This window comes from Streptomyces sp. NPDC054932 (assembly GCF_053610205.1).
On the sequence record NZ_JBSGXU010000212.1, the window covers coordinates 1 to 13,422 of the forward strand.

The window sequence follows — 13,422 nt, forward strand, 5'->3', positions numbered from 1 at the left end:
GCCCTTCGCCGCGTGCACGGACTGCCGTCAGGCGAGCGGACCCGTCACCGGCTCCACCGCGGCGAGCAGCCCACCCGTACGGACGAACTCGTCGGCGGCGGCCAGGTCAGGGGCGAGGAAACGATCCGGCCCGGGGCCCTGCACGCCCGCCGCGCGGGCGGCGGCGATCGCGGCCAGGCTGGCCGGGGCGGCCGTCAGCCCGTGGCGCAGCTCGATGGCGCGGGTGGCCGCGTACAGCTCGATGGCGATGATCCGCGTCAGGTTGTCGATGGCGGTACGGAGCTTGCGCGCGGCCGACCAGCCCATCGAGACGTGGTCCTCCTGCATGGCGGAGGAGGGGATCGAGTCGGCCGAGGCCGGCACCGCGAGCCGCTTCATCTCGCTGACCAGGGCCGCCTGCGTGTACTGGGCGATCATCAGACCGGAGTCCACACCGGCGTCGTCCGCGAGGAACGGCGGCAGGCCGTGCGAGCGGTTCTTGTCGAGCAGCCGGTCGGTGCGGCGCTCGGCGATGGAGCCGAGGTCGGCGGCCGCGATGGCGAGGAAGTCCAGCACGTAGGCGACCGGCGCCCCGTGGAAGTTGCCGTTGGACTCCACGCGCCCGTCGGGCAGCACCACCGGGTTGTCGACGGCGGCGGCCAGTTCGCGCGAGGCCACCAGGGCGGCGTGCGCCATGGTGTCGCGGCCGGCGCCGGCCACCTGCGGGGCGCAGCGCACGGAGTAGGCGTCCTGCACGCGCGGGGCGGTCTCCTCCTGGAAGTGGCGGACGAGCCCGGAGCCCTTCAGGACGGCGGCCATGTTCGCGGCGGAGGCACCCTGCCCCGGGTGCGGCCGGATGGCGTGCAGCTCGGGCTGGAGCACCTTCTCCGTACCGAGCAGCGCCTCCAGGGTGAGGGCGGCGGTGATGTCGGCGGAGGTGTAGAGCCTGCCGAGGTCGGCGAGGGCCATGACCAGCATGCCGAGCATGCCGTCGGTGCCGTTGAGGAGGGCGAGGCCCTCCTTCTCGCGGAGCACGACGGGCTCGATGCCGGCTTCGGCGAGGAGCTCCCCGGCGGGGCGGACGGTGCCGTCCGGGCCCTCGGCGTCACCCTCGCCCATGAGGGCGAGCGCGCAGTGGGACAGCGGCGCGAGGTCGCCGGAGCAGCCGAGGGAGCCGTACTCGTGGACGACGGGGGTGATCCCGGCGTTGAGCACGTCGGCCATGGTCTGCGCGACGGAGGGGCGCACGCCGGTGTGGCCGGAGGCGACGGTCTTGAGGCGGAGGAACATCAGCGCGCGGACGACCTCCCGCTCGACGCGCGGGCCCATGCCGGCGGCGTGCGAGCGGACGATGTTGCGCTGGAGCTGGGCACGCAGCTCGGGGCTGATGTGCCGGGAGGCGAGCGCACCGAACCCGGTGGACACGCCGTAGACGGGCTCGGGCTTGGCGGCCAGGGCGTCGACGATCTCGCGGGCACGGGCGAGTGCGTCGAGCGCCTCGCCGGAGAGCTCGACGCGTGCGTTGCCGCGGGCTACGGCGATGACGTCCTCGGCAGTGGTCCCGGACGTCCCCACCACAACAGTGTGCATATCCATATTCAGCACCCTACGGATTGAATCGCTTCATGTCACTAGCTGAAATTGTCACGATCGCGGCGCGGCTGGACCCCTTACGGGCCGGTAGCGCGGGCGGCCGGTCACTGGCGGCCCCGGAAGCGGCGCCGTTCCCCCGGAGCCTCCTGGGCGGCGGCGTCCGCGAGGCGGACCACGGCGGTGTCCCGGCCGGCCACGACCGGCTTGGGCGAGCGCGCGGCCTTCGCCTTGTACTGGGCGGCGTCCGCCAGCCGGAACAGCCGCCGGGAGGACTTCACCAGGCCGATCGGATCCCCGGTGGAGGCGACCCCGCAGGCCACGCCCTCGCCCAGTTCGAGCTCGGCGGCCCGATTGCACACCTCCTCGGTGACGCGCACGATCTCGTCCGCCGTCGGACCCACCCCGACCAGGCAGAACTCGTCGCCGCCGAGGCGGGCCACCAGCGAGCCGGGCAGCATGGCCCCGCACAGGCTCAGGACCGACCCGAACCGCTCCAGCAGCCGGTCGCCCATGGCGTGGCCGAGGGTGTCGTTGACCTTCTTCAGCCCGTTCAGGTCGCAGACGACGAGGCTGACGACCACCCCGGTCCGCCGGTGCTCCTCCAGGGCCTCGTCGAGGCGCATGTCGACCGCACGCCGGTTCGCGAGCCCGGTCAGCGGGTCGGTGAAGGCGAGCCGCCGGGCCTCCTCCAGCCGTTCGTTCTGGGCGAGACCGGCCGCGACCACGGCGGCGAGCACGGTGGCGAACTCGGCGTCGTCCTCGTCGAAGTCGGGCAGTCCCTCGTCCCGGGCGACGTACAGCTCGCCCCAGGCCCGCCCGCTGAGCACGACGGGCGCAACCACGCAGGTCCCGCGGCCGCGGCGGCGCAGGGCCTCCCCGCGCCGCCCCGGCCGGTCGCCGACGGCGCTCTCGACCCAGGCGTGCGGGCCGCCGCCGCCCACCCAGCGCTCGTGCAGGAACTCGGTGATCTCGGGGAAGTCGTGCACGGGATAGGACTCGTCCTCGGGGAACTCCTCCTCGCCCGCCCGCCGCTCGCCCTCGTTCACGAGCACCCGCAGGCGCCCCCGCTCCCGCTCCCACGCGGAGATCGCGGCGAACGAGCCGTCCAGTGCCACGCGCGCCCCGCGCGCGGCCGCCCGCACGCTGTCCCGCGGCGCGCACGCCGCGGCCATCGCCTGAGCGAGTCCCACCACGGCTCGTAGCCGCCCGTCAACTCCCATCACCCCAGGCTAGGGACTTTTGTCAGATTTGGAGACAATTGGCACGACTTTGGGTGCCGACAAGATCACCGGGGGTGAGCGCCGGGGGTGCGCCGCCGGCACGGCCGGCGGCGCCGGTGCCGGCGCCGCCACCGTCCGGGGGCTACTCCCCCGGCCAGTTCGGCTTGCGCTTCTCGTTGAACGCCGCGACGCCCTCCGCCCGGTCGCCGGAGAAGGCCACCGTCCGCCAGGCCGCGTCCTCGATCTCCAGACCGGCCGCCAGGTCCATCCCGTGCCCCAGCCGCAGCGCCCGCTTGGCCGCCCGCAGACCCACCGGGGAGTTGGCCGCCATCCGGGACGCCAGCGCCAGCGCCTCGGCGGTGTCCCGGCCGGCCGGGACCACCGAGTCCACCAGCCCCAGGGACAGCGCCTCGGCCGCCTCCACCCGGCGGGCCGTGAAGATCAGCTCCGCGGCGCGCGCCGCACCCACCCGGCGCGGCAGCAGCTGCGTACCCCCGCCGCCGGGGATCACGCCCACCGACACCTCGGGCAGGCCCACCACCGCGGTCTCGTCGGCGACGATCACGTCGCAGGCCAGGGCCAGCTCGAAGCCGCCGCCCAGCGCGAACCCGTGCACGGCCGCGACCGTCGGCATCGGCAGCTCCAGCACGCCCCCGTACGCCCCTCGCGTGGTCGGCCGCTGCCGCACCAGCTCGGCGTCCGAGAGCGAGTTCCGCTCCTTGAGGTCCGCCCCGACGCAGAAGGCCCGCTCCGCCGTGGAGGAGAGCACGACCACACGTACGGAGCGGTCGGCGGCCAGCGCGGCACAGGCCGACCCGATGGCGCGGGCCATCGCGGTCGACACCGCGTTCATCGCCTTGGGGCGGTCCAGGACCAGCTCCGCGACCCCGCCCTCGTGGCGGCGCACCGCCACGAACTCCGACTCGAACTCGGCCTCGGACGCCATAGCAACCCTCCCGGTTAACGAACGTTACCCGGGGATCCTAGGGGGTCCCACGTTTCCGCCGCGTCAGCGACCAGGGCTCCACGACGCCGAGGCCGCGCACCGGCCGCTGCCACATGGGCTGAAGGGCGAACCGGTAGGACGCACCCTCGTCGGGCGCCGTCTCGGCCTCCTTCTCCGACACCGGAGCGGCCCCGGTCCGGGCGAGCTCCTCGGCCATCGCGCCGTCCACCAGCACCGCGTCCTTGGGGGCTATGGACGTCAGCCGGCTGGCCAGGTTCACCGTGGTCCCGAAGACATCGCCCATCCGGGTGGTCACGGTGCCGAAGGCGATCCCGACCCGCAGCTCGGGCATCTGCGCGTCGAGCTCCATCGTCTCGATGAGCCGCAGCGCGATCTCCGCCGCCGTCGCCGCGTCGTCGGCGCAGTACAGCACCTCGTCACCGAGGGTCTTGATCAGCCGGCCGCCGTACGCGGCCACCAGGTCCGCCGCGGTCGTCTCGAAGGACTCGACCAGCTCGCCGAGCTCCTCCTCCTCCAGCCGCCGCGTCAGGCGCGTGAAGCCCACCAGGTCGGCGAAGCCCACCGCGAGCCGCCGGTCGACCATCTCGTCGTCGTCGGCCACCTGCACCACGCGCCCGGTCGCGGCCGCCAGCTGGCGCCGCCACACGTAGACGAGGAACTCCTCCAGCTCCGGCAGCAGCAGCTCCACCAGCGGGTACGTGACCTCGGTACGGGTCATGCCCGGCTCCGGCGGCTCCGTCAGCCCCTCCAGGAACGAGTCGATCTGCCATTCCGCCAGCCGGGCCGTGGTCTGCCCGGTGGACCGCGCCACCTGCACGGCCATCGGCTCGGACAGCAGCCCGGCCTCCACCAGACCTGCCAGCCGGCGCAGGGCCAGCACGTCGGCCTCGGTCAGCGCCCGGGCCTGCCCGATGTCGGCGAAGCCCATGGCCCGCCAGAAGCGCGAGGCGAGCTCCATGGACACGCCCGCGCTCCGGGCCGCCTGGAACGGGGTGTACCGGCGCTCGGCACCGAGGATCAGCTGCTCCAGCCGGATGGCGAGGGGATCCGCCGTCGGCTGGACCGTGTGGTCGACCTCGTGGTGCGGAGTGTGCTGGTCGCGGCCGATCGGGGTGCCCGGGCCGGATGCGGAACCGCCGCCGGACGCCGAGCCGCCGGAGGCGGCGGACGCGCTGGACGTAGGGTCGTCGACGGTCAAGGGCCGCCTCCTGTCCATTCCGTACGCACTGCCCTGCGAACCGGTTGATCACCACGAGCACCGGGATCGCCTAAACCATACGGCAGGTGTGCCGTAGCTCACTCCCCCTCCCCACTTCCGGCCGGCCCGCGACCGGGGTGGGAGGGTCCGGGGCGGAGCCCCCCGGCCGGCGCCGCACCCGGCACCCGCACCCGTGTCAGTGCACGGAACGCAGGTGGATGACGTCGCCCGCGCCCACCGCCTCGTGCTGTCCCTCGGCCGTACGGACCACCAGGCGGCCATCGGAGTCCACCGCTTCGGCCGTTCCGGTGAGGGTGCGCCCGCCGGGGAGCTCCGCGCGGACGTGCCGGCCGAGGGTCGCGCAGCCCGCCGCGTAGGTCTCCTGGAGGCCGCTGGCCGCGGGGTCGCCGCCGGCCGCCCGCCAGTTCCCGTACCACTCCTCCAGGGACCGCAGTACGGCCCGCAGCAGCGGGTCACGGTCGGTGACGGATGCCTTGGCCAGCACCAGCGATCCCGCGGTGGGCACCGGCAGCTCGTCCTCGGTCAGCGTGACGTTGAGCCCGATCCCGACGACCACCCCGTCCTCGACCCGCTCGGCGAGGATCCCGCCGGCCTTGCGCTCCTCCCCGTCCACACTGACCAGCAGGTCGTTGGGCCACTTGAGGACGGTGTCCACCCCGGCCGCCCGGGACAGCCCGGTCGCGGTGGCCACGCCGGCCAGCAGGGTCAGCCACCCCCACCGCTCCTGCGGCACCGCGTCGCCCGGCTTGAACAGGACGGAGAAGAACAGCCCCGACCGGGCGGGGGCGACCCAGCTCCGGTCGAGCCGGCCGCGTCCGGCGTTCTGCTCCTCGGCGACGAGCACGGCCCCCTCGGGCAGCTGCGCCGCCCGCGTGGCAAGGTCGGTATTGGTGGACCCGGTGGCGGCCACGACCTCCAGGGAGGTCCACAGCCCGTCCCCGGTGACCAGGGCCCGCTGGAGGGCGGCGGCGTTGAGTGGCGGCCGGTCCAGGCTCGACCAGCGACCGGGGGAGGCTCCGGCTGATGCATCTGATGGCGTCATGCAACCCAATGTAGGTGTGTCAAACGCCGCACTGCCGAGCGCCATGCCCGCCGATACGCTACGCACCAGTAGCCAGCAGTAGTCAATCAATTGACCAGGCAGTTGACACCACGCAGGGAGCCGCGACCCCGATGTCACATCCGTCAGAGCCGATCGACATGCACACCACCGCGGGCAAGATCGCGGATCTGCAGCGCCGCATCGACGAAGCCACCCACGCCGGGTCCGCGCGTGCCGTGGAGAAGCAGCACGCCAAGGGCAAGCTGACGGCGCGTGAGCGGGTTGCCCTGCTGCTGGACGAGGGATCCTTCGTCGAGCTGGACGAGTTCGCCCGGCACCGCTCCACCAGCTTCGGGCTGGAGAAGACCCGCCCCTACGGCGACGGCGTCGTCACCGGCTACGGCACGGTGGACGGCCGCCCGGTGGCCGTGTTCTCGCAGGACTTCACCGTCTTCGGCGGAGCCCTCGGCGAGACCTACGGCCAGAAGATCATGAAGGTCATGGACTTCGCGCTGAAGACCGGATGCCCGCTCGTCGGCATCAACGACTCCGGCGGCGCCCGCATCCAGGAGGGCGTCAGCGCCCTGGGCATGTACGGGGAGATCTTCCGCCGCAACGTCCACGCGTCCGGCGTGATCCCGCAGATCAGCCTGATCGTCGGGCCCTGCGCGGGCGGCGCCGTGTACTCCCCGGCCATCACCGACTTCACGGTCATGGTCGACCAGACCTCGCACATGTTCATCACCGGCCCGGACGTCATCAAGACGGTCACCGGCGAGGACGTCGGCTTCGAGGAGCTGGGCGGGGCGCGCACGCACAACAGCACCTCCGGCGTCGCGCACCACATGGCGGGCGACGAGAAGGACGCCATCGAGTACGTGAAGTCACTGCTCGCGTACCTGCCGTCGAACAACCTCTCCGAGCCGCCCGCCTTCCCGGAGGACGCGGACACCGAGGTCTCCGACGTCGACCGCGAGCTGGACGTACTGATCCCCGACAGCGCGAACCAGCCGTACGACATGCACACCGTGATCGAGCACGTGCTCGACGACGCGGAGTTCCTGGAGACGCAGGCGCTCTTCGCGCCGAACATCCTGACCGGTTTCGGCCGGGTCGAGGGCCACCCGGTGGGTGTCGTCGCCAACCAGCCGATGCAGTTCGCCGGCTGCCTGGACATCAACGCCTCCGAGAAGGCGGCGCGCTTCGTCCGGACCTGCGACGCCTTCAACATCCCGGTGCTGACCTTCGTGGACGTCCCGGGCTTCCTGCCGGGCACCGACCAGGAGTACAACGGAATCATCAGGCGCGGCGCCAAGCTGATCTACGCGTACGCCGAGGCCACCGTTCCGCTGATCACCGTCATCACCCGCAAGGCCTTCGGCGGCGCGTACGACGTCATGGGCTCCAAGCACCTCGGCGCCGACCTGAATCTGGCCTGGCCGACCGCGCAGATCGCCGTCATGGGCGCGCAGGGCGCGGTAAACATCCTGCACCGCCGCACCATCGCGGAGGCCGCCCCCGAGGAGGTGGAGGAGACCCGGGCCCGGCTCATCGCCGAGTACGAGGACGCGCTGCTCAACCCGTACACGGCGGCCGAGCGCGGTTACATCGACGCGGTGACCATGCCGTCCGAGACCCGGGCGCACGTGGTGAAGGGGCTGCGGCAGCTGCGCACCAAGCGGGAGTCCCTGCCGCCCAAGAAGCACGGCAACATCCCCCTCTAGCCCCTCCAGGAGGACTCTGTGGTGATCAAGGTCGTCAAGGGCAACCCGACCCCGGAGGAGCTGGCCGCCGCACTGGCGGTGGTTCAGGCGCGCGCGGCGGTGCTGGCCATGGCACCGTCGCCCGCCCCGGCGGTCACGGACGAGTGGTCGGCTCCGGCCCGGGTGGCACGGCGCCGGGTGCCGCATCCGGGGCCGCGGGCCTGGGGCCGTACGTACTGGCCCGCGTAACCGAATTGATGTGAACGGGCGGTGACGCCTGAGTACGGGTACTCAGGCGTCACACCCCTTTCCGGGGCCAGGATCGAAGCATGCTCTGGTCCGACCCGAAGAACGAGCCGCCCAAGGACATGCGCGACGCACAGGCGATGATCCGGCGGCTGAGCCTGGTGCTCGCCCTCGCCATGCTCGTGGTGGTGTACGTCCTGGGCGTGGGTCACTTCTAGGGGACTCCCTAGGCTCCGCAGGGGTTCCGGGCGGCTTCCGGGGCCGCTCCCGGGGGGGGTGTGCGCCGCGCCTACGATGGCCACCATGACTGCCACACCTGAGCCCGCGACCGGGCGCAAGCTCGTCCTCGCCTCCGCCTCCCCCGCCCGGCTGAACCTGCTGCGGCAGGCCGGGCTCGCCCCGCACGTGATCGTCAGCGGCTTCGACGAGGACACCCTCGACCACGACGAGCCGGCCGCCCTGGCGCTGGCGCTGGCCGAGGCGAAGGCGGCCGTCGTGGCGGGCCTGGACGAGGCCGCGGGCGCCCTGGTGATCGGCTGCGACTCGGTGCTGGAACTGGACGGCGAGGCGCTGGGCAAGCCGGTGGACGCCGACGAGGCGACGGCGCGCTGGAAGTCGATGCGCGGCCGGTCCGGCGTGCTGCGCACCGGGCACTGCGTGATCGACACGGTGGACGGCCGGCAGGTCTCGGCCACGGCGTCCACGACGGTCCGCTTCGGCGAGCCGACGGACGCGGAGGTGGCGGCGTACGTGGCGAGCGGGGAGCCGCTGCACGTGGCGGGGGCGTTCACCCTGGACGGGCTGTCGGCGCCGTTCGTCGACGGCATCGACGGGGATCACAGCAACGTCATCGGGCTGTCGCTGCCGCTGCTGCGCTCCCTGCTGGGCGAACTGGACGTGTCCATCACGGACTTGTGGGCTTGAGCTCCCCGTACGGCGGCGACGGCGGCAGCGGGGGCGTGTCCCCTCCCTGGTCGCCCTCGCCGCCCCGGTGGGCCGCGTAGAGCGTCAGGATCAGTACGAGCAGACACAGGACCAGCATCATCGCCGCGAAGGCGGCCCAGCCGACCAGGCCGACGACGAGGGCGCCGAGCACCCCGTGGGTGACGGCGGCGCTGATGAGCACGACGCGGCCGAAGCGGCCCGGGGAGCGGTCGCGTACCGCGGTGACGGCGGCGAGCACGGCGCACAGGAGAAGGAAGGCGCCCATGCCCGCCCCCATCGCGTAAGTCGCCTTGGACATGACATCCGGATCGCTGCCCGCGATGGACATCGACTGGTTCGCCGTGGTCCGGCCCAGCACGATGTGGACGAGCACGAGGACCGCCGCTTCCGCGACGAGCACGATCGCGGCCAGTCCGGCCACGAGTCTTCGCAGCACGATGACCCACCCCCCACGCGTCACAAGCCTGTTCGACGCCTGGAGGCTACTAACGGGTAGCGCGCGGGACAAGACATCCGCACACCCCGGTTCCCCGGCACCGCACCACACCCGCGCCTACGGCTTCGCCTTCTTCTCCCGCGGCCAGACGGTGTACGACCACGACCAGATCGTGTCGATCACCCAGACGGTCAGCCAGATCCGGCCGAACCAGACCAGCGGTCCGCGCTGGTCATCGGGCACGCTGCCGTCCGTGACCTGCCACACGAGCCAGCTGGAGTCCATGGCCCACAGGACCAGCTGTCCCAGCGCGAACGCGGCCGTGTGGAGGTACCAGTCCCGCCGCTCCTTGCGGGCGTGGGCCTTCGGCCCGGGGACGACCCCCTCCGCCCGCGGCTGCTCCCGCTGCGGCTCGCTCTTTTCCATCCTGCTTCCGTCCTCTCCCTGTGTCCCCGTATCCGGTGCGGCTCCGGGCTCATGCGTCTGCGCCGGAAGGCGCAGGGTGCGGATCGCGTACGGCACCACGACGGCCCCCGCGGCCGAGGTGGCCGCGGCCGCCGCGCAGGCGGCGACCCAGCCGAGTTCCTCGTAGAGCACGCCCATCACCAGCGGGCCGGCCACCACACCGGCCAGGCGGGCGCTCTCGTAGAGGCCCATGGCCCGGCCGATCCGCCCGCCGGACGCGGCGGCCACGGTCGCCTGCTCGACCGGTATCTGCGCGGCGAAGCAGGCGGCGGCCACGGTCCAGGACGCGGCGATCGCCAGAGGCGTGGAGACGACCGCGAGCCCCGCCGCGAACAGCGCGCCCGCCACGAACGAGGCGACCATGGTCGGCGCGGCGCCCATCCGGCCGGTCAGGCGGTGCGCGTGCTCCGGCAGCAGGACGAACACCGCGAAGCCGGGGGCGAAGACCAGCGCGATCTCGTTCGGGGACAGCTCCAGGTCCCCCTGCAGCCGGAGCAGCAGGAGCATCCACAGTCCCGCCTCCGCCGCGGCCGTCACGGCTGACACCACCATCAGCGGCAGCAGCCGGCGCTCCGTCGCCCCGGGCCGGGCCGGCCGGGCCTCCCGGTCGCCCCGGTCGCCCCGGTCCGCTCCGGGGCGGGTCCGCTCCCGGCGGGGCCCGCGCAGCAGCGAGGCCGCGGCCACCGCGCAGGCGGCGCTGCCCAGCCAGAACAGCAGCGGATAGCCGCCGCGTTCCAGCAGGGAGAACGCCACCAGGTAGCCGACGAAGGCGCCCTTCCCCTCGGCGGACAGCAGCTTGCCGTACGCGGAGGTGCTGTCCTTCGACCGCTGTCCGGTCCACGCCCGCAGCGCGACCCAGAACAGGGCGCCGCCCGCCCCGCCCAGGCCCGCGGCGGCGAAGGCCACCGCCGGCGAGTCGGCGAGCGCGTACCCCGCGAACGACAGGGCGTACAGCCCCGCGCCGGCCGCGGCCACCCGCCGCTGGTCGAACCGGTCGGCCAGCTCCCCGGCCAGCGGACGCACGATCAGCGACAGCGCCGCCTCGAAGGCGATGAGGGCGCCGATCACGGACGCGCCGGCGTGCAGCGTCGATCCCGCCCACAGCGGGAGCAGGAAATCGAGCACCTCCGCGGGGGCGCTCGCGAACAGTGCGGCCGACAGGACCCGCCGTCCGGCCGGGTCGGTCGCCCCCTCCGCCTCCGTCGCCGTGTCCGCCTCCGGCCCCGTCCCGGCGCTCATGCCTCGCTCCGCCCGGATAAGCCACTCAAGTCCATCGCCCCGTCCCCGTCCTTGTCCCACCGTCGTCGGTCCGTGTTTCCACGCCCCCGCAAGGACGCCGTTCGACCCGCCCGGGTTGTCACCTCGCCGAGATCCAATCGCGGGCGGCGCACCCGTGTCGGCCGTCCGCAGGACACGCCGGGCGCGCTTCCCCCCGTCCGGGCCGCCGTGGGCTACATCGCTGTGGGTACGGTGTTGCCCCGGCGCGCCCTGCGGGACGGCGGGCTACCAATCAGTAAACAAGGGGACAACTCCGCTCACGACCGCAAAGAAACTGTGGGCCGTTCGTAGGGACTCGACAAAGAATCACCCGGGGCCGCTGACCGGTGAGACAGAGACCTTGGCTACATGACGGGGTTACTGTGCAGTCGGGGATCCCCCTGACCTGGGGCGCCACAAGGGTTCTCCGGCGGATCGGCCCTCGCATCACACTCTGTGTGGGCAAGGTCACCACCGGGGAAGGGTCGAAAGGCCGTGTGGGCTGTCCCTAAACTCAGCTTGTTTCAAGGAGGGAGCCATCGTGCGCAAGGTGCTCATCGCCAACCGTGGCGAAATCGCTGTCCGCGTTGCTCGGGCCTGCCGGGACGCCGGGATCGCGAGCGTAGCCGTCTACGCCGATCCGGACCGGGACGCTCTGCACGTCCGCGCGGCCGACGAAGCTTTCGCGTTGGGCGGTGACACCCCGGCCACCAGCTACCTGGACATCTCCAAGGTCCTCCAGGCCGCAGCCGACTCCGGTGCGGACGCCATCCATCCCGGATACGGCTTCCTCTCCGAGAACGCCGACTTCGCCCAGGCCGTGATCGACGCCGGCCTGACCTGGATCGGCCCGCCGCCGCAGGCCATCCGTGACCTCGGCGACAAGGTGGCCGCCCGTCACATCGCGCAGCGCGCCGGCGCGCCGCTGGTCGCCGGTACGCCGGACCCGGTCTCCGGGTCCGAGGAGGTCGTCGCCTTCGCCAAGGAGCACGGCCTGCCGATCGCGATCAAGGCCGCCTTCGGTGGTGGCGGTCGCGGTCTGAAGGTCGCCCGCACCCTCGAAGAGGTGCCGGAGCTCTACGAATCCGCCGTCCGCGAGGCCGTCGCCGCCTTCGGCCGCGGCGAGTGCTTCGTCGAGCGCTACCTCGACAAGCCCCGCCACGTCGAGACCCAGTGCCTGGCCGACTCGCACGGCAACGTCGTCGTCGTCTCGACCCGTGACTGCTCGCTCCAGCGCCGCCACCAGAAGCTCGTGGAGGAGGCTCCGGCGCCGTTCCTGAGCGATGCTCAGAACGCGGAGCTGTACGCCGCCTCCAAGGCCATCCTGAAGGAAGCCGGCTACGTCGGCGCCGGCACCGTCGAGTTCCTCGTCTCCGCCGACGGCCTGATCTCCTTCCTGGAGGTCAACACCCGCCTCCAGGTCGAGCACCCGGTCACCGAAGAGGTCTCCGGCATCGACCTGGTCCGCGAGATGTTCCGCATCGCCGACGGCGAGGAGCTCGGCTACGGCGACCCGGTCCTGCGCGGTCACTCCATCGAGTTCCGCATCAACGGCGAGGACCCGGGCCGCGGCTTCCTCCCGGCGCCCGGCACCGTGACGAAGTTCGCCGCGCCCTCGGGCCCGGGCGTCCGCCTCGACGCGGGCGTCGAGTCCGGCTCCGTCATCGGCCCGGCCTGGGACTCCCTGCTGGCCAAGCTGATCGTCACCGGTGCCACCCGCGAGCAGGCCCTGCAGCGCGCCGCCCGTGCGCTCGCCGAGTTCGAGGTCGAGGGCATGGCCACGGCCATCCCCTTCCACCGTGCGGTCGTCGCCGACCCGGCGTTCGCCCCCACCGACGGCAGCCCCTTCACCGTCTTCACCCGGTGGATCGAGACCGAGTTCGTCAACGAGATCCCGGCGTTCACGGCCCCGGCCGCGGAGGAGACCGAGGACGAGCCGGGCCGCGAGACGGTCGTCGTCGAGGTCGGCGGCAAGCGCCTCGAGGTCTCGCTCCCGTCCTCGCTGGGCATGACCCTGGCCCGCACGGCCGCCGCCGGTGGCGCGAAGCCGAAGCGCCGCGCGGCGAAGAAGTCCGGCCCGGCCGCCTCCGGCGACACCCTCGCCTCCCCGATGCAGGGCACGATCGTCAAGGTCGCGGTCGAGGAGGGCCAGCAGGTCAACGAGGGCGACCTGGTCGTCGTGCTCGAAGCCATGAAGATGGAGCAGCCGCTGAACGCGCACCGTTCCGGCACCGTGGTCGGCCTCAGCGCCGAGGTCGGCGCGTCGGTCACCTCGGGCGCGACGATCTGCGAGATCAAGGACTGACGTCCGAGAACGCCTCAAACGCCGGCGGGGCTGAAAGATCAGCCC

General features: G+C 72.8%; 12 protein-coding genes. 5 read left to right on the top strand and 7 right to left on the bottom strand.

The annotated features are described in order from the left end of the window. Positions 1-27: 27 nt before the first annotated feature. The 5 genes from hutH to ACWGE1_RS35285 form a co-directional block, all read right to left on the bottom strand. Positions 28-1,569 (bottom strand): histidine ammonia-lyase, encoded by a 1,542-nt coding sequence (gene hutH, locus ACWGE1_RS35265; RefSeq protein WP_453424544.1) that lies wholly within the window; start codon positions 1,567-1,569, stop codon positions 28-30. A gap of 107 nt (positions 1,570-1,676) precedes the next feature. Beyond that, positions 1,677-2,792 (bottom strand): diguanylate cyclase domain-containing protein, encoded by a 1,116-nt coding sequence (locus ACWGE1_RS35270; RefSeq protein WP_453424545.1) that lies wholly within the window; start codon positions 2,790-2,792, stop codon positions 1,677-1,679. A 142-nt stretch (positions 2,793-2,934) separates the two neighbouring features. Continuing rightward, positions 2,935-3,738: an enoyl-CoA hydratase/isomerase family protein gene (locus ACWGE1_RS35275; protein WP_453424546.1), complete on the bottom strand. Its 804-nt coding sequence runs from the start codon at positions 3,736-3,738 to the stop codon at positions 2,935-2,937. Positions 3,739-3,775: 37 nt separating this feature from the next. Then, a complete protein-coding gene (locus ACWGE1_RS35280; RefSeq protein WP_453424547.1) occupies positions 3,776-4,957 on the bottom strand; it encodes an adenylate/guanylate cyclase domain-containing protein in 1,182 nt (393 codons plus the stop codon). Between the two features lie 196 nt (positions 4,958-5,153). Beyond that, positions 5,154-6,020, bottom strand: coding sequence for a biotin--[acetyl-CoA-carboxylase] ligase (locus ACWGE1_RS35285; RefSeq protein WP_453424548.1), 867 nt, complete (start codon positions 6,018-6,020; stop codon positions 5,154-5,156). 131 nt (positions 6,021-6,151) lie between these two features. Between ACWGE1_RS35285 and ACWGE1_RS35290 the strand changes: the two genes are divergently transcribed. The 4 genes from ACWGE1_RS35290 (at position 6,152) to ACWGE1_RS35305 (ending at position 8,893) form a co-directional block, all read left to right on the top strand. Next, positions 6,152-7,744 carry an acyl-CoA carboxylase subunit beta gene (locus ACWGE1_RS35290; RefSeq protein WP_453424549.1) on the top strand — a complete coding sequence of 531 codons (1,593 nt, stop codon included), beginning with the start codon at positions 6,152-6,154 and terminating at the stop codon, positions 7,742-7,744. A gap of 21 nt (positions 7,745-7,765) precedes the next feature. Further along, positions 7,766-7,972 carry an acyl-CoA carboxylase epsilon subunit gene (locus ACWGE1_RS35295; RefSeq protein WP_453424554.1) on the top strand — a complete coding sequence of 69 codons (207 nt, stop codon included), beginning with the start codon at positions 7,766-7,768 and terminating at the stop codon, positions 7,970-7,972. An 80-nt stretch (positions 7,973-8,052) separates the two neighbouring features. Continuing rightward, on the top strand, positions 8,053-8,187 hold the full coding sequence (gene mmpB, locus ACWGE1_RS35300) for a morphogenic membrane protein MmpB (protein ID WP_257789492.1): 135 nt from the start codon (positions 8,053-8,055) through the stop codon (positions 8,185-8,187). Positions 8,188-8,263: 76 nt separating this feature from the next. Then, positions 8,264-8,893, top strand: a complete 630-nt coding sequence (locus ACWGE1_RS35305) for a Maf family protein (protein WP_453424550.1) — start codon at positions 8,264-8,266, stop codon at positions 8,891-8,893. On the opposite strand, the gene ACWGE1_RS35310 is transcribed toward ACWGE1_RS35305, so the two are convergent. After that, entirely contained in the window at positions 8,874-9,350 is a 477-nt protein-coding gene (locus ACWGE1_RS35310; RefSeq protein WP_453424551.1) for a hypothetical protein, read from the bottom strand. The two genes, ACWGE1_RS35305 and ACWGE1_RS35310, sit on opposite strands and share 20 nt — an antisense overlap. 117 nt (positions 9,351-9,467) lie before the next feature. After that, positions 9,468-11,054: an MFS transporter gene (locus ACWGE1_RS35315; protein WP_453424552.1), complete on the bottom strand. Its 1,587-nt coding sequence runs from the start codon at positions 11,052-11,054 to the stop codon at positions 9,468-9,470. Positions 11,055-11,613: 559 nt separating this feature from the next. Between ACWGE1_RS35315 and ACWGE1_RS35320 the strand changes: the two genes are divergently transcribed. After that, positions 11,614-13,377 carry an acetyl/propionyl/methylcrotonyl-CoA carboxylase subunit alpha gene (locus ACWGE1_RS35320; RefSeq protein ID WP_453424553.1) on the top strand — a complete coding sequence of 588 codons (1,764 nt, stop codon included), beginning with the start codon at positions 11,614-11,616 and terminating at the stop codon, positions 13,375-13,377. Positions 13,378-13,422: the final 45 nt, after the last annotated feature.